Source organism: Jeotgalibacillus campisalis (assembly GCF_000829515.1).
In the GTDB taxonomy this organism is placed as follows: Bacteria; Bacillota; Bacilli; order Bacillales; family Jeotgalibacillaceae; genus Jeotgalibacillus; species Jeotgalibacillus campisalis.
In genome coordinates, this window is sequence record NZ_JXRR01000022.1 from 269,714 (window position 1) to 286,438 (window position 16,725).

The 16,725-nt window shown below is 39.2% G+C and carries 18 protein-coding genes; 6 read left to right on the forward strand and 12 right to left on the reverse strand.

From position 1 onward, the window contains the following. Position 1: 1 nt before the first annotated feature. The 7 genes from KR50_RS17110 to KR50_RS17135 all read right to left on the reverse strand — a co-directional run bounded on the left by KR50_RS17110 (position 2) and on the right by KR50_RS17135 (position 7,643). Positions 2–1,174 carry a glycosyltransferase gene (locus KR50_RS17110; protein ID WP_041061484.1) on the reverse strand — a complete coding sequence of 391 codons (1,173 nt, stop codon included), beginning with the start codon at positions 1,172–1,174 and terminating at the stop codon, positions 2–4. After that, complete coding sequence (locus KR50_RS17115; RefSeq protein ID WP_041061487.1) at positions 1,174–3,138, reverse strand: heparinase II/III family protein; 1,965 nt, start codon at positions 3,136–3,138, stop codon at positions 1,174–1,176. The genes KR50_RS17110 and KR50_RS17115 overlap by 1 nt, the downstream gene beginning before the upstream one ends. Continuing rightward, positions 3,135–4,358, reverse strand: a complete 1,224-nt coding sequence (locus KR50_RS17120) for a lipopolysaccharide biosynthesis protein (protein WP_156969555.1) — start codon at positions 4,356–4,358, stop codon at positions 3,135–3,137. The genes KR50_RS17115 and KR50_RS17120 overlap by 4 nt, the downstream gene beginning before the upstream one ends. Before the next feature lie 84 nt (positions 4,359–4,442). Then, positions 4,443–5,117 carry a sugar transferase gene (locus KR50_RS17125; protein WP_052477190.1) on the reverse strand — a complete coding sequence of 225 codons (675 nt, stop codon included), beginning with the start codon at positions 5,115–5,117 and terminating at the stop codon, positions 4,443–4,445. A gap of 15 nt (positions 5,118–5,132) precedes the next feature. Next, positions 5,133–6,017 carry a UTP--glucose-1-phosphate uridylyltransferase GalU gene (gene galU, locus KR50_RS17130; protein ID WP_041061492.1) on the reverse strand — a complete coding sequence of 295 codons (885 nt, stop codon included), beginning with the start codon at positions 6,015–6,017 and terminating at the stop codon, positions 5,133–5,135. A gap of 498 nt (positions 6,018–6,515) precedes the next feature. After that, entirely contained in the window at positions 6,516–6,656 is a 141-nt protein-coding gene (locus KR50_RS18590; RefSeq protein WP_156969556.1) for a hypothetical protein, read from the reverse strand. A gap of 138 nt (positions 6,657–6,794) precedes the next feature. Beyond that, positions 6,795–7,643: an STAS domain-containing protein gene (locus KR50_RS17135; RefSeq protein WP_052477191.1), complete on the reverse strand. Its 849-nt coding sequence runs from the start codon at positions 7,641–7,643 to the stop codon at positions 6,795–6,797. Positions 7,644–7,965: 322 nt separating this feature from the next. On the opposite strand from KR50_RS17135, the gene KR50_RS18595 reads away from it, so the two are divergent. Together KR50_RS18595 and KR50_RS17140 are read left to right on the forward strand one after the other, a co-directional pair. Beyond that, a complete protein-coding gene (locus tag KR50_RS18595) occupies positions 7,966–8,112 on the forward strand; it encodes a hypothetical protein (protein ID WP_156969557.1) in 147 nt (48 codons plus the stop codon). 58 nt (positions 8,113–8,170) lie between these two features. Further along, positions 8,171–8,371 carry a hypothetical protein gene (locus KR50_RS17140; protein ID WP_041061493.1) on the forward strand — a complete coding sequence of 67 codons (201 nt, stop codon included), beginning with the start codon at positions 8,171–8,173 and terminating at the stop codon, positions 8,369–8,371. 53 nt (positions 8,372–8,424) lie between these two features. On the opposite strand, the gene KR50_RS17145 is transcribed toward KR50_RS17140, so the two are convergent. Continuing rightward, the gene (locus KR50_RS17145; protein WP_041061495.1) at positions 8,425–8,931 is read right to left on the reverse strand and encodes a hypothetical protein; all 507 of its coding nucleotides are present in this window, start codon (positions 8,929–8,931) and stop codon (positions 8,425–8,427) included. Between the two features lie 81 nt (positions 8,932–9,012). Then, the gene (locus KR50_RS17150) at positions 9,013–9,249 is read right to left on the reverse strand and encodes a hypothetical protein (protein ID WP_041061498.1); all 237 of its coding nucleotides are present in this window, start codon (positions 9,247–9,249) and stop codon (positions 9,013–9,015) included. Between the two features lie 230 nt (positions 9,250–9,479). Between KR50_RS17150 and KR50_RS17155 the strand changes: the two genes are divergently transcribed. After that, entirely contained in the window at positions 9,480–10,382 is a 903-nt protein-coding gene (locus tag KR50_RS17155; protein ID WP_041061500.1) for a hypothetical protein, read from the forward strand. A 37-nt stretch (positions 10,383–10,419) separates the two neighbouring features. Here the strand turns inward: KR50_RS17155 and KR50_RS17160 are convergent, their stop codons facing one another. The 3 genes from KR50_RS17160 to KR50_RS17165 all read right to left on the reverse strand — a co-directional run bounded on the left by KR50_RS17160 (position 10,420) and on the right by KR50_RS17165 (position 13,675). Continuing rightward, the gene (locus tag KR50_RS17160) at positions 10,420–12,828 is read right to left on the reverse strand and encodes a penicillin acylase family protein (RefSeq protein WP_052477192.1); all 2,409 of its coding nucleotides are present in this window, start codon (positions 12,826–12,828) and stop codon (positions 10,420–10,422) included. 108 nt (positions 12,829–12,936) lie between these two features. Continuing rightward, entirely contained in the window at positions 12,937–13,080 is a 144-nt protein-coding gene (locus tag KR50_RS18600; RefSeq protein WP_156969558.1) for a hypothetical protein, read from the reverse strand. 409 nt (positions 13,081–13,489) lie between these two features. Further along, positions 13,490–13,675: a hypothetical protein gene (locus KR50_RS17165; RefSeq protein ID WP_041061501.1), complete on the reverse strand. Its 186-nt coding sequence runs from the start codon at positions 13,673–13,675 to the stop codon at positions 13,490–13,492. A 536-nt stretch (positions 13,676–14,211) separates the two neighbouring features. On the opposite strand from KR50_RS17165, the gene KR50_RS17170 reads away from it, so the two are divergent. The 3 genes from KR50_RS17170 (at position 14,212) to KR50_RS17180 (ending at position 16,721) form a co-directional block, all read left to right on the forward strand. Further along, positions 14,212–14,877: a hypothetical protein gene (locus KR50_RS17170; RefSeq protein WP_041061502.1), complete on the forward strand. Its 666-nt coding sequence runs from the start codon at positions 14,212–14,214 to the stop codon at positions 14,875–14,877. A 14-nt stretch (positions 14,878–14,891) separates the two neighbouring features. Further along, the gene (locus KR50_RS17175; protein ID WP_041061503.1) at positions 14,892–16,178 is read left to right on the forward strand and encodes an efflux RND transporter periplasmic adaptor subunit; all 1,287 of its coding nucleotides are present in this window, start codon (positions 14,892–14,894) and stop codon (positions 16,176–16,178) included. Between the two features lie 93 nt (positions 16,179–16,271). Continuing rightward, on the forward strand, positions 16,272–16,721 hold the full coding sequence (locus KR50_RS17180; protein ID WP_041061504.1) for an NUDIX domain-containing protein: 450 nt from the start codon (positions 16,272–16,274) through the stop codon (positions 16,719–16,721). The last annotated feature ends 4 nt before the right edge of the window (positions 16,722–16,725 follow it).

Here is a 16,725-nt window from a genome sequence, read left to right on the forward strand (position 1 = left end):
TTCAATTCTTTCTTTCTACGAACTTATCATATACTTCTTGGTATTTATCTGTTATTACTCCCCAATCATGATTCTCCGCATATTTTAAACCATTTACTTCTAGATAGTTTTTTAATTTGTTATCTTCATACAATTCTTTTATTTTGTCTGCTAGGTCTATAGGTGAATCTGCTTTAAAAAGCAAGGCATTTTCTTGATCAGTAAATATTTCTTTTAACCCACCTACATCACTAGATATTATAGCTTTTTTGTATGCTAAGGCTTCATAAGGTTTAAGGGGAGTAACAATATGATTAACTCTTTTACTTATTCTAGGTATAACAAAAATATCTATCACATTATAATAATATGATATATCCTCATGTTTAACCTTACCCGTGAATTCAACATTATCCTGGATCCCTAAACTCCTTGTAAGTGATTTCAAATTATTGAGATATTCTCCATCCCCCACTATTAGAATCTTTATATTTGAGTATTTGCTTACTATCTTTTCTGCTGCTTCTAATAAAATTTGAATCCCTTCCAATTCTCTAATAGAACTAATATATCCAATAACAAAATCATCAGTAATATTCGATGTTTTTGCTTTTAATTTAGTTTTAATTTCTGCAATGTCAACACCATTTGGGATATGTTGAAATTCTTTATTATGTCCTATTCTAGAATTTAAATCTTTAATAATATTCTTAGAAATCGCTACTCTCGCATCCGCATTAGATACACAAAAGCTTTCTATTTTTTTTATTATTTTATATTTAATAGAATTTTCCTTCATTTTCCCTGTTGAAACGTTGGTATCCTCCCAGAATCCTCTTATTTCATAAATTGAAGAAACTCTATTTAATTTACAAAATATAATTGCAGGTAGGGCTACTAGCCATGGAGAATGAATATGGACAACATTAATGTTTTCTTTTTTATGTATGCTTTTGATTGAGGAATATAAATATACCATGTTCATAAAAATAGAATTGCTAATTTTCTTTGTCCTATAATAATGTAAATCCTCTTTATTATTAATATTGGAATTTAAATTTTGATAGGACGAAGTTAAAGCTATATGTTCTATATTATTTTTCTTTTTAATTAGGTTTTTTAGTACGTATTTCGTCCTTAAACTGTAACCAGTGGATATTGGTTCTGAATGAAACAATATGTGAAGTATTTTCATTAAAATTTCTCCTTAAACTTTATAGTGATTCTATTTGAAATTACATCACTCTTGATATTTTTTGTATATTTGATTTTTGAAGTGTTTAATATCGAGCCGTAGTAAGGTGAATACGAATATTTTTCAATATTCTTTACCCATCCATATTCAGAACTCACAAAAATATTATTATCTAATAAACATGAATTATTTTTATCATCAAAATCATTGATTTTAATCTTAGGTGATAATATGAAATTCACATTAATATAATCGAAATTTTGTGCTAATTTATCCCCACTAATTTCATCATAGATAAACATAGTATAATCTATTTTATCTATTTTAATTTCTCTTTTATGTTTGTACTCTTTATCAAAATACTTTACCTTGTTAGTTGATTCTACACTAATGTAATTTACATCATCCTTGATAATAATTTCTGAGGGGTCTGAGTTAATAATTGTTTTGAAAGGATTATTAGGGATTTTGTTGTATTCATAATTATCTAATGTAACAGAATTATGGCTAATTGCAGATCTAAAATATTTTCTTTCATTTATTGAACGAGTATAGGAACCAGTACCAGGATCAACAAAAATTTCTTTGCCCTTGTAACTTAAATAAAATGATAATCTATCGTTATGGGAGTGGCCCCCGTTACCTGATTGTCCAACTTCACCATAGTAAAAATTAAAGTAAATTTTTGGATCCTTATAAATAAATACTCCAAAGTTCGGATAATTGACTGCTATACTTGAAGAATTATTTAAGCCATGAAATTTCATATTATTGCTTATAGAACTTTTAGGAAATATCAAACATAATTGATTGCATATGAGATCACTTGAAGATATATTTTCTAATACAAGATCTTCACTCAAGCCTGCTGCTTTAGATAAATAAATTAGATGTTTATGGTATAGTAGGTTGTTATACCAACTAGGGCATATTGGTAAGAAAATACCTGAGTCATTATCGCCATACTGCGGTGTGGTACCGTCCTCTTTTATTATAGAATTAGAGAATAAAGACATCTTACTAATCAAATTGCCAATTTGGTCTATATTATTGATCTTATTTTTCTTTAATAAAATGTAAGTATATAAACACATTTCTAATACTAATCTGTGGTAATAGTATGATTTCTCAAAGTTTGATCCATCATCTAAAGTTTGTTTATACATTTCTCTTTCTAACTCTTTGACTGCAAGTTTAATGTATTTTTTATACTTTTTGTGTTTACCATAAACTGACCCAAATATAAAACCACATAAATTACTTATGTAATGGTTGCCATTTCCTAAAGGGTTCCACTCTAAATTATTATCAATATAATCTAAGTGTTCATTAATTGATATTTCGACTAATTTTACAAAATTAGTATTCTTATTTGATAAATCATTTTTAATTAAATCAAATGAAACACATAGATTTGTTAACCTAATGCTTACTTCCATTGCATTCATCCAATTAGGACCTATCTTAATAGGATTTTGAGAATACCACTTCTCAAAAACTTTTATATATAAATTAATGTATTTTTCATCTAATGTTAATTTGTAAGCTTGAGATAGACGTAGTAAAAATTGAAGCCTGTTTAATTCCCAAACATTCTTTATATCAGATTTTTTATTGTCTCCTAAAGTTATTTTTGAATAAATTTGATTTTTCCACTCAATATTATTTTTATAATCTTTTTTGAAATTCACATCGTTTAATTCTATTTTTATATCTCTCAAAAAAATAAAATTTAAATTCCCTTTAATTATTTCATTAGCATCTTTTATAAATTCACCCTTATTTTTTAAATCTAATAAATGCTCGTTTTCTATCAATGGAACAAATTTTTTTGTCTTTGTGTTTAAAGGGCTTCTCTTATATGGAGTATTTATAAAGACCCTTTTCTTAAGAAAACGAACAACTTTTAACGGCGTAAGATGTGGTTTTTTTATTAATACTTTGATAGGTTTGATATGTATCACTCTTTCGTCTTTATGAGGTAAAAGGTAGCACCCATATTAATAATTGATTGAGCTATTATTGTAGTAAGAGCTGCTGAGATAATACCATACGAAGGTACTAATATTATATTGGATATAAAATTCACAAAAAAAGCTATACCACCTAGAAAAGCCATTAATTTAAAGTTATTTCTTGAAACCACTAATGTTACGATAGGAGAAAAAATGTAACTTAGTCCGACACCTACTAATAGTATATTAAATACTCCAACTGATTCTTCATATCTCCCATTATTTAGAAGTGGTAAATACCATTTTGAAGTAGTGATTAAAAGAATAATCATTATTGCTCCGTAACCGGTTGTCCTTTTAATCCATGAGTAAATGAACTTTTTTTGTTTTTCAACATCTTCACTAATATCTGTTTGTGCCATTCTAACTCTTAGCACTGCCAAAATGGAGGGCAATAATGTTAATAGTAAACTATAATATTTAAAAGCTACTCCATAAGTAGCAAGCTCGTAGTTTGATAAATAAAATTTAATTACTAGGATATCCACTTGGTTCATCATTCCTAAAAAGAATGAGTATATAATCATCCAAACTGATGCTAGAAAATAACCACGTAATTCTACGACATTTGGCAAACTTCTGCTTTTTAAATGTTTATAAACACTTACTAAAGTTAGAATAGCTACGATAATTGCAGAACTTATATGTATTAAAATTATAATATTAATTGATAAAATCTCTGTGTAGAATAAAGTTACTAAGAGCAATACTAGTAAAATAATATTATTAATATTTGGTATAAAGCCTGCTTTTTTAAATAAATTCTGGGATTGAAAAAATGCTTGATTTAATCTTAAAGTTCCTAAAAAAAATGCGTATACAACTCCAAGTAACAAAAGTAGAACCGTTTCGCCTCTGTATACAAAATAAATTGTTCCAACAACTAAAGTTAATAGGATTATTACAACTAAAAATAATATATAATTAAATTTAAAAAATGTAATATTCTCCCTATCTGTCAATTGAACACTTTCATAACGAACGAGAGAAATATTTAACCCCGTGACAATTGTTGAGACTACTAAAATTGAAATACTTTGAAAAAAAATATATTCGGAATACGTCTCAGTAGGCAAAAATCTAATAAGTAGAATTATTACAATTCCTATTGATAGTTTTGCAGTCAAATCAAAAAAAGCTGCTGTAATAAAATTCTTTTTTAAGTTCATTTGAATTCCTTCCGTTATAAAAGTGGCAAACAAGTAAACCTCTAACCTTGTTTATAGGTAACTAACAGTTAGAGGTTTTTGAGTTTAATAAGAGTTCTCAGGTATCACCATACATTTTACGGTTTTAAATATAATTTTTGTGTCCATTAAGATTGATCTATTTGATATATAATTCAGATCTAACTTCACCATATCATCGAACCCCAATTTATTTCTACCACTCACCTGCCATAAACCAGTGCACCCTGGCATAACTAGAAGTCTCTGCTTTTGGTGGGGTGTGTATACTAGTACTTCTTTAGATAGTGGTGGCCTCGGTCCGACTAGACTCATATCCCCTTTTAAAACATTAAAAAGTTGCGGTAACTCATCTATTGAAGTTTTCCGTATAAACCTACCTATTTTTGTAATTCTAGGATCATTTTTCATTTTAAACATTGCTCCACTTACATCGTTGTACTTAAGCAAATGTTCTAGCTGAGCCTCTGCATCATGTACCATGGAACGGAATTTATACATCTTAAATTCTCGTCCATCCTTACCTACTCTAGTTTGTGAAAAAAAGATATTCCCTTTAGGATCTTCGAGTTTTATGATTAAAGCTATTACAGCAAAAATTGCTATCAGAATAATAATACCCAATGTCGCTCCAACAACATCAAAAAATCTTTTCAACTTTTCATAAGATTGTTGCGAATCAAGTTCTTTTTGAATTGATGGCTGAACAAAGGGAATGGTGTGTTGTTCAACATTTCTCATAGAATAGCACCTCTCTTAAACTTCTTGTTTGTGATGTAATATTATGTGTTCTAAGAAACGAAGCGTCTCATCCCTCAACTCAGGATCTTTTAAAGCAAACTCGATATTTGTTTTAATAAAACCTTGCTTTTCTCCAACATCATAACGCTTACCCTCAAAATCATAAGCATATACAGCTTGCAGTTGATTCAGCTTTTCAATCGCATCCGTTAACTGAATTTCTCCTCCGGCTCCTGCTTCCTGATTTTCAAGAAACTCAAAAATCTCTGGAGTTAATACATAGCGACCCATAATTGCTAGATTAGAAGGCTCTGTTCCCTGCTTAGGTTTTTCAACGAATTGCTCTACTTTATGCAGCCTTCCGTTTTGTTCAGCCGGTTTTATAATTCCATAACGATGTGTATCCTGATCAGGAACTGTTTGCACCCCAATGACGGATGATCCAGTTTCTTCATATTGATTCATTAACTGGCGAAGACAAGGTGTTTCACTTTCTACTATGTCATCACCTAAAAGGATCGCAAATGGCTCGTTCCCTATAAATTGCTTAGCACATAATACCGCATGACCAAGTCCATTCGGATTTTTTTGACGAATATAATGAATATTTCCGAGATTTCCGGATACCTGCACTTTTTCAAGCAGCTCATACTTTCCTTTATCTAGCAGATTCTTTTCCAATTCAGGAGCGTTATCGAAATGGTCTTCTATGGCACGCTTCCCTTTTCCCGTCACAATAATAATATCTTCAATTCCAGATGCAATGGCTTCTTCTACTATGTATTGAATAGTAGGTGTATCGACGATCGGCAGCATTTCCTTAGGCATTGCTTTTGTTGCCGGTAAGAATCTCGTTCCTAATCCTGCTGCTGGTATAATCGCTTTTTTTATTTTTTTCAATTAATTATTCCTCCTAAAAGTTAACTTTTCCCAAAAATAAATATCTAATGAAAACACACAAAATGTATGCCCTTTCATTAGATATTTAGTAGTCGAATTATTGATATAATACAATGGGCATTGAACCCACCCTCACACCGTACCCGTGACAATACATGTCTAAGGTTGTTACCCACAGTACAGCCGAGTGCCTCCATTGATAGTGGAACTGGAGACATTACCAGATGTTAAAGAATTTCTAATGACGTAATTGATACTTAGGTAGAATATCATATATAATCGATTAAAGTGGGAAGTAATTATAAAGAATTTGTAAATTTACTCTTTTTATCCAAGCTGAATAATTATTGGAAGTCAATCCAGTATTCACTTAAATTTCATACTTATAGAGTTTAACATGAAAATGACATGAAAAGGTCATTTATCTGCAATATTCCTTCGTCACGAATCGACAAAATCATCCCAAAGGAACTACTAAGGGATGAGCAAACAAGAAGTTTAATTACTAACTTTCAGCTGATTGGTCAGCCATTCCATCATGTCCTTGAAGGTGATTGATTCGTCCATTCCTTTGTTCCGGGCTTCGTTTAACAGTTCGGTTAAAATGTCCATCTTCATCGGTGCTTCTTTCACTTGCATGTACAACATCTCCGTTTATCAGAATACTCGTATTATAACGTGATAAATTGGAAAATGATAGACACTTTTGTTTATTTTTCTTGTAAATCTAGTGAAAATGACCCCGTCCTGTTTAATGGACGGGGTCATTTTTTATTTTTATCGTCTTACCAGCTGCCGCTCAAACCCAATTTCCCTCAACGCTGATTTTAATGTGGCGTAGGAAGGAATGTCTTTAAAGTCCAGTCCAAGCTGTACAATTGTTTGGGCCATTTCAGGTGAGATGCCGCTGATTTTTGGTTTAACGCCGATTAATTTTAGTGAGTCCATGACCTGGAAGAGCTTTTGGGCGACGAAGGTGTCGACCATGGCAACGCCTGAGAGGTCAATGACGAATTCTTCGATGTTAAGCTCGAGGCATTGGGTGAGTGATTCTTCAATGACGAGCTTGGCTCTGTGTGTGTCGATCGTTCCGACTAGCGGAAGGACTGCAACGCCGTTGTCTACCGGGACAACGGGCACGGACATTTCAAGCATTTGATCTTGTGAAGCTTTCAGATTGTTGTGCTGCACTTCCACAAATGGCAGGCAGAAGTAGTAGACGATGTCGTTGACAGCCTGATCGAGAATCGAGAGCACCTGGTAGAGTTTTTCAATGGAGAAGTCATGTTTGATGGCTTCTTCTTTAATGAGTTCTCCTATGGCATTGCGGTAGTGCGGAACTTCTCTCAGCATGGAGTCAAGCGTGGTTCCAAGCTCTGCGCATTTCTTCCCTGCTTCAAGTCCCCATTTTTCGATGCGGTTCTGGCGGTCGATAGGGTCTAGTGAAAGTGATTCTGCGTAGATCGTCACAAGCTCAACGCGCAGAGGAGTCAGCGTGTCGGTCAGGTTTTTCAGGTTTTGATATGTATGATTTTGTCTTTCTGTGATGTCAGCAGCAAGATTTTCTTTTTCCGCGAGAACCCGGTCAGTCAGGTAGCGGAGGGTTTCTTCTGTTTGTGTAGCCATGAGTTACATCCTTTCCTTGCATGAAAGATTGATTCCGAGTCTAGTAAACTAATACATTGTTCCCTGTTCAAAACAACTTTAAACTCTTTTATTGAAAATAATATCGAAAAAATGCGGAATTTGAAACAAAAATGTAAAAGTAATTCTTGGAAAAGTGATTTTTCCCTTCTAAATGGCTTGGGTACAAACGATTCATTCGTATTTTTCTGATTACCATAAATCTCTTTATATGTTTTTTCTATGACAGTTCGATTAAAATCCGATGATTCTATTGAACAGGGATTCACACGGGCGTACGATAGAGTCAAAGGAGGCAGATACCATGCGTAAAGAAGTATGCATCCGCCGAATGGTGAGTGAAGAGTTTTATTTAATTGCCATCCGATTGCAATCGAAGATTCACTCATCGAATTCTCCATTTCTCCCCATTGGTCCATCAAGTTCCCGGTATACAAAAAGACAATCCTAAGCTGTGAACGTCAGCCGCGGTTTTTTATAAATTTCGTTTAAAAGGAGGTGCATCAGCAGTGAAGCTGTTGAATGGACTGTGCATTGTCGCAACAGGTATTTTTGTGCTGTATGTATCACTCAAATTATTCACACCAAGTTTTCCTCCCGCACTTAACGAAAGCTTTCTGATTGAACTGTCATTCAGTTTCCTTCTGATTGGGCTGCATACTTTCCGCAACTGGAAGGTTGAAGCAGAGGCTGAAGAAAGATACAGATAAAAAAACACCGCCTCGACTCTCCGAACAAATCGGATCCTCGAGCGGTGCTTTTTTTATTCCGTGACGGGCAGCTGCTGCAGTTTTGTCGGCAGCAGGACGATCGGAATTTCCTTTATCTGTTCACCATAGATTTCTTCCATCTTGTTGCCAAGCTTCGTGAACAATTGATTCAGCCAAAATTGCACGTCATCATCGGCAAATGGCTTGTTGATAAAAAATTGAATTTCGTTTGCGTTGTTTTTTGTTTGAAATTCTTCCATCTCTCCAATGACGCGATCGAGTTCAAGTGCTTTTAAGCGTTTGGTGTAAAAGGTCAGTGTAATTCCTTCTGTGTCATTGTTTTTAAATTGGTCTATTGTTCCTTCATATTTGAGTGTCGCTACTTTTTTCGTAAGCTCCGGATTTTCCATGCGCTCCGTAAGCTGCTTTGGTAATACATAATCTGCTTCTGTGATGGTTTCTTCTTTATGAAAGTTCTGGTCATCGACCGTCCATTTTAAGTCTCTCATGCGCTTGCTGAGTTCCATAAAGACGACTTGCCCTACTGGTTCGAGTAACATCCAGCATCCTCCTTTGCCTTGCTTTCTTCTATATATATGTCCTTTCCGGGAGAAAATCAAACCTAAAGGAACAGTTTGCGGTTATGCAATGAGGCTTGTGTGGGTGTTATTCCCAGGGGTGATGATGGTGACTTTATGAACACATAGTGCGACGGGCTGGCGGTTTAGAGCGTTAAGATTTTTTTCATTTGCAGGCCATCCTGCCGTCACAAGCCTGTTTACGTTCCACGTGAAACGCGTCACAGCAAGCCGGCAAAAATCACCGCAAAATGATTTATAGCTTTCTTTTGCAATGAAAAAGCTGCGTCCTCTTGTCATCCCCTGATCCGTCCTTTTATAGACTTTTTAGCAGAAAGATTTGGAAATGATCCCATCGCTTGTATAAAGAATAGTTATTTTAAACAGACTATAAATGAAAGAGTCAGGATTTTGTAAAATAGTTCTTTATAAAGAACCTTTTTCATTGTGTAAACGGAATAAAAGAACTATACTAAGGGTACATAATGGTTTTAAAAACTGAGTATTTTCTATATTAGGAGGTTTAAAAAATGTCTGAGCAAGAGTATCACTTTCGTGTTCGTTATAAAGACTTTGAATATTCCGTTACCGGCGATGAAGCGTTCGTGGCGCATCATGAGGAAGTTGCCTCCGGGTATTTATCGAAGCTGATGGAGGAAAAAACGTACGCACCTGAGCGTCCGGCCCTTCCTGCTTCTGTTGGGGCAGAAGAAAGGCCGGTGCCTGTAGGGGACCCTCGCAGCAAGGCCGAGATTAAAGCGTTTTTGGAAGGACTTCCCCTGTACTCTGAATGGCAGTACACACTTGCGATGGCGTACTTTTTGTTTCATCATAAGCAGCAGACGAGCTTTTCAGCAAAGTCTGTGCGCAAGCAGTTCCGCGAAGCGCGTCATACGGTGCCTAACAATATTCATTTAAGCATCCATACATGTGTGAAAAAAGGCTATTTGAAGGAATCCGGTCTTGAGGATCTGCAGAAAAACTATGAAATCACAGAAACAGGCATGCAGTATATTACGGGGCTGACCAATGGTGAAGTGCCTGACAGCAGTCTTTCTCGAGGCGGTTCTTCGACAGAAGTAGAGCCAAACCGTCAGGAGAAGCTGCTGAATTTCACGCTTGAAGAGCTTCAGCTGGATCATAATCCAAACCCGCAGCTGCTCGAACGGTTAGAGGATCAGGCGCTTAGCATTTTGTACATTTACAAAAAAGAGCTAGATTTCACGCATCTTTCCGCTCTTGATGTTCACACTGTGCTGACCGAGCTGTTTTCATTCAGCTATTCGCCAAAGGCGGTTCAAATCGCACTCAGCCGCTCTCGCCCTCGTGTAGAAAAAATTAAGTACGACGGCCAGATGCATTATCAGCTGACACAAGGCGGCGTGGAGTATATGGAGAATTTAATGCAAAAGCAGTTATTTAGTGAAGATTAAAAAGAAGGTACTCAGGGTTACTGGGTACCTTCTTTTTTTATGGCGTAAGTTCGAGCACTTGTCCTTCGACTTTTTCGGGATCGGTGACCGTTTCCCGGTAATTGCCGTCAATCCAGTCTTCAATCTGGTCGTGGTACCAGTCGGACTTCACGTGGCCGGATTGCCCGGGTCCGACAAGATGATAGGTGCTTGATAGATCACTTACATCCGCCACAAAACGCCAGGCCCCGCCGTGATCTGCAACGCCGTCTGCTCCGTAGCCCTGTGCCTGGACTGTAATCTGGCTGCCGCTTGTTTCAATCGGTCCTTCCCGGTTTAAAAGCCAGGCAAGAACAGGTAATGCTGATGACAGCGGATGTTCAAAATACACCTGATGATAATCCCCCCAGCGCCAGTCGGTTGAATCCTCTCCGAACTCTTCGCTAAGATCATCCACGACTCGGCTCAGTGCATCCCCAAGCCACACTTCCACGCCGCCGTATTCCTCAACCCAGACCGATTCTTTGCCGCTGAAGCTGTCACGCATCATTTGATCGGTAATATGATTCGTTCCGCGGAATAATTCCATCGCGTCTTTTGGGATCTCTTCTTCAAACAGCACAAGTGGCAGTTCCTTCATCCACCGGTGGAAAAGAAGCGGCCCTGCACTGTCTTTATGATCCATCCGGTCCCATTCATCTAGAATGGTCAGTTCTTCTTCGAACTGATCGGCTTGTTGAGATGAGCGGATCGCTTGAAGCATGTCATCAAGAAATTCTTCTGCATATAGATTTTTAATGTCCATTTGCAGTGCCATCATGTCGTCCACTGTCATCTGTTCATTTTCCGCGAGCACTTCTTTGATTCGCTGGTAGCGGTAGGGTTGTGCCCAAAAGTCCGTTATGTGATAGGGATAGGATTCATCGACGACGGCATTGTTGGCGGTGGCAATAAAGCCCTCATCCGGATTGACGAGTGTCGGCAGCTCGTCATAGGGCACGTATCCCGTCCATTCGTAATCTGACGAATCCCCCGGAACCGGCAACTGTCCGTCGCCTGTTTTGCGGATCGGAATTCTGCCGTTTGCTTTATACGCAATCGTGCCGTCTTTTGCGGCAAACACAAAATTTTGTGCAGGCGAGTGAAAATCCTCAAGTGCCCCTTCAAACTCCTCCCAGTTCTCTGCTTTATTCATATTCAGCACCGCCTGCAGCTCAAGCGTCGGTTCAAGTGCTGTCCACTGCATGGAAAACAGCGTGTTGGAATCCGGACCGTCCATGACGGGTGAGATGATCGGGCCGTGGCGCGTCGTTACTACGCGATACTCGACTGTTTCTCCGTCTTTTACGTTAATCGGCTCATTCCGGACGTCGGCTTCTTCCCACTGTCCGTCAAACCAAAACTGCCGTTTATTGTCCGGGTTTTGCTTTTCAATATATAAATCCTGCACATCCGGGCCAACATTGGTCACGCCCCATGCGATTTCGTCATTGTGACCGAGAATGATTCCCGGGACGCCGGCAAAAATAACACCGCTTACATTTTGCTCCGGCGAAGTTAAGTGCATTTGATACCAGATGGAAGGGGTGCTTAAGCCAAGATGCGGATCGTCCGCAAGCAAGGGCTCTCCGCTTTCGGTTCGGTCGCCTGACACGACCCAGTTATTGCTGCCGTTATGTTCAGGGGGCAGGGGCACGTCGCCAAATGCTATATTTACGGGGTTGTCCCGGTTTGCTTCAATAACAGCCGGTGCATTTTCAGGATAGGTGATAAAGAGTTCTCTTGCTTTTTCTTCCGGCAATGCCCCGACTGCCCAGTGTCTGAAAGCGAGCGTCGACCAGTTGCCGCTTAAGTCATAGGCCATGTATTTACCGATCGTGAGGGAATCCACTTCGCTCCAGGCTTCCGGCTCATAGCCTAAAATGGTGAATTCAAAGGGCAGCGTGCCTTCTTCTTTCGCAGACTCTATAAAGGCATTCACGCCTTCTGCGTACCAGGCGAGCACCTGCTTGGCTTCCTCTCCGTAGCCGTCATAGGAAAGCTCTGCCGCGTGGCGCAAACTGAAGGTGCGGAAAAAGCGGTCAGTGCTAACTGCCGCATCTCCTACTACTTCTGAAAGCCTTCCGCTTGCCTGCCGTCTTGCCAAATCCATTTGAAACAGCCGGTCCTGCGCCTGCACGAAGCCTTGCGCCCGGTACAGGTCCGCGTCACTTCCTGCGTCAATATGCGGCACGCCGCTGTCGTCTCTTGTAACCGTGACGCCTGAATCCAGCACTGTTACGGAAAGTTCGCCTTCTGTGACGGCTTCTGATTTCCCCATGAATCCATTCAGCACAAATGCACCGATCAAGATCACAAGGCCGATAAACAGCACGACGCCGATTACCCACCATTGCCATTTCCGGATTTTCTTATCGTGCTTGTGCTCCACAATTTTCTGTTCTTCTACCTTTTTAACCACAGCCATCCCCCCTGCTGTCTACCATTCTACAAAAAAGCAGGATTTTCCTTTTTAAGTTAGGAAAAATGAACATAAAAAAACTGCAGAACGAAAGCTGCAGAGAGTGTCTATTCTTTATTTTCTTAATTCCTCCGCAAGCCAGCGGACAAGATTTCGGGTCGTAGTGCCTTCTTCTGATCCTTTTTTGTAGGCTTGAGTCATTAGTGAAGTCAATCGCTCCCTTTCGATCTTGCGGGGCAGTGCCTGTTCCATTTCCATTTTTGCATCGCTCCTGTTCGTTTTAGTGTGCTGCTGATACTATACCTGTTTCCTGCTTCATTCAAACAAGCCGGAAGAACTGTTTTTTTGCACGCAAAACTCTCCTGCAAAAGTCTTTGTGCAGGAGAGTTTTCTTGTCGATTCTATATGGGATGACCCTTTTTCGTCCCGGAAGTGCTTTTTCGGTCACAAGTGGATTGGTGAGGTGATCTTGATTTTGCTGAAAGGAGAACGCTTGAGGATCGCGCAGATACAGGATTCTCCGCAAGTAGTCATCTGAATTTTTAGTGAATTCAAAACAGATCTATCCCTTTATTAAGCTGCGGTCACTGTAAAAGACATGCAGACAATGAAACTAAAACCTGTTTTCGCATGTCTTTTGTCATTGCGCCGGGTAAGGCTGACATGATTAAACAAATGAAACAGTTGTCATTTTTTGAAATAATGTGAAGGCATCAACCATCTTCGCTTGTTGATCGGATCGTTTACTGGCCAACCAGTGTAAAAAATCGATTTCTTTTTGCTCTAAGCTTCGGTTCAGGTTTTCCTCAAATTCCTTTTTAAGCTGTTCGAAAGTTGTCATCGATTCTGCCATCCAAAATCCCCCCTTGATATTGGCTGTTCCAACGAAAAATGAATGCTATTTACCTTTCTCCCTTCTACATTAAAGCATATTGTACAAATATGATCGTTTAGTCTTACAGCTATTTTATATTACTTCTATTCATTTGTCATAGTGTTTTTTACTACAAATATGCAAAAAGGGTATTTTTTCCTATTGAAATTTCATTATATGAAAGCACCCGGAATCTCTTTATCTCCCCCCTCCATTCAATGATGTCGGGTTTCTTTCGTGTTTATCATTGATCACGTCCTCCTTCATATAGAGAAAAATAGATTTTTAAAGACTTCTTCTTTTTCTCTTGTGTTCTTCCATCCTATGAGGAAGATGCAGGGATATGACAAAATATATTTTTTTCCATTTACTTTGTCTAAAATATATACAAAAATCCTTATTTATCAAGGCTTCACCGCATGTTTTAACAGGTTTCTTGTAAATGTTTCTAGAAGTGACAACTTTCGCTTTTTTCATTACAATAAGAGTAGTTAGTAGATTGGGAGGTTCAATGTATGCACTTTAGCTTGTTGAGAGGGTTCAAAAGGCCTTCTGTCTTCTTGGAAACTTGGAATGCGACGGATTCATTTATACATACGAGACGATATTTTATTGGCTTTTACATAGTTAGCATTCTGCTTTTCGGTTTGTCAGCCTGGATTGGCATGGGTACGCAGAGCTGGTCCGGACAATTTATGACCTCCCTCGGCTTAACGCACGAACTGGAGCGATTTTACTTTTTGCTTGGCCGTCTTGCACTTGGCATTCTTTATGTGACGATCCTGATTCTTGTTCCGGCTCTTCTTTACAAGCTCATTTCTAAGGGGAACCCTTTTCGAAAAATCCTCGTCCTCACGCTTTTTCCGCTGGCGATTTTGCTGCTTGAACAGGCAAGTTATGTGGGACTCATGCTGTGGCAGGGAATCAACTGGTATTCCTCTCCTTTTTCCTGGGGCGTAATTGGGCAGTTGTTTATTGAGCACCGCTGGACGATTTATTTTCTCGGTTGTATTTCCCTGTTTAAAATCTGGGTGATTTACTGGCAGTTTTTAACGTTGCGAGCCATTTCCTCTTTAAAATGGTGGGCGGTCATTTTGATTATTTTAACGCTTAATCTTATCTTCTGGGCAATCACCGCAACGTTTGCCACACTTAATTTCTATCATCTATTGTTTCGCTAAAGGAGGCAGACAACATGGATCACTCAAAAAAATGGATCACCGCAGGCATCTTGGGGTTGTTGTTTGTCGGGATCAACCTTTACTTCATTAAACAGGACCTGCTTTTGATCGACCGCACCTCCATCGTGCATGATCAAACGACCGCGCAAACGGAGGATCTGCAGGAAATCCTCGTGAAAGACGGCGTCATTCACACAGCAACTGAGCAGCATGTGTACTTTTCAGAGCAGCTTGGCATGTTCACCCGCTTTTTAGTGGAAGAAGGACAGGTCATCACGTCCGGCACGCCGCTGTATGAATACGATGTCGTGGATTTAGAGGAGCAGCGTCTGCTGTTTGACTCAGAAGCTGAACAAATCCGCAGTGAAATCAATGCGGTTGAGTCCTACATTTCAGAGCTTGAAACGCTGGAGCGTCAATTAAGCGACGCCACGATCTCATCCTCTTCAGCAGACGCCAACCCAACGTCTTCTCTTGACGATCAGGAACTGCTTTTGAATATTGAACTGGAAGTAGGCATCGATATTTCAGACGCCACGATTGACCAGACCCGCTCCCTGCTGAATCAGCAAATCGGTGAGCAGGAAGCGTCAGTCGGACGATTGGAAGCGCAGGAAGCTAAGTTCAAAAGTTTGAGCGAAGGACTTGAAGAAAGCCCAACGGTTCAAGTGGAAAGTGATTTTAACGGAAAAATCGCCCATCTTTCTGAAGGCGTGGAAAACCCGCTTATTACGATCTACTCTGACAATCTCGCCTCTCAAATCCTTTTAACAGACGAAGAAGCGCTTACTGTTCTTGCTGGGATGAAAACAAGTGTTACGTCACCTGTTGCGAAAAGCACAGTGAACGGTGCGGTCGTTGCCAACCCGCAGCTGCCTGAACAGGAACCAACGACGGAAGAAAAAAGCCTCTACTCGGTTGATGTAGATCTGCAGGAACCAGGCCCTGAATGGTTTATCGGCCAGCACGTTGTGAATGAAATTGTGACAGATGAAGCACTTGGCGCGACAACGGTCCCTTCCATCAGTTTAGATGAAAAGCGCCTTTACACGTTGACGCCGACCGGTATGATTCAGCCTCGCATCGTTGACCTTGGACTTCGTGTGGAGGATCGCCAGGAAGTTTACTCAAACATCGAACCAGCAGAGTGGCTCGTCATCGACCCGCTTCAGGTCGAGCGTTTCAATTCTGCCTATATCACACCCATGACAGTTGACCGCCTGACCACCGATAACCTCGGTACACTCGGTAAGCGGTCGAGCTGGAAGCATGTTTTGCTTGGGGTATTACCGAAGTATTAGAAGAAGTGAGAAAAGCCCGGTTCCAAGACCGGGCTTATTTATATGGTGATGAGGGTGGCAGAGCGATTCATTTGAAATGGAGGTTGACCTCATTTGAATTATACGAAGAACAACGGGTATGCGTTTCTTGATTTTCTGGTTGTACATGAAGATGAAATGAACGACTATCCTCCCCTTGCCGGCTCCTTTGCTGTGTTAATCTGTTCAGGCAAATACCTGATCTGCTACAACATCTGGCGTGAACAATGGGAATTGCCAGCAGGACAAAGGGAGGAACATGAAACGCCTAAGCAATGTGCGATCAGAGAGCTTTATGAAGAAACAGGGCAAACAATAAACGATCTGGCGTTTAGAGGCTTACTTAAGGTGAAAAATATATCGAGCGGTTTAGTTAAGTTCAACCCTGTTTACGCTGCACACATTGAAAAACTACAGCCTTTTCGGAAGAACGATGAAACGTCAGGTATAAAGCTTTGGGATTTATACGAGACGATTGGATGGATTGATGAAATTGATTGTAAACTATTGAACTATGTAAAATAGGATG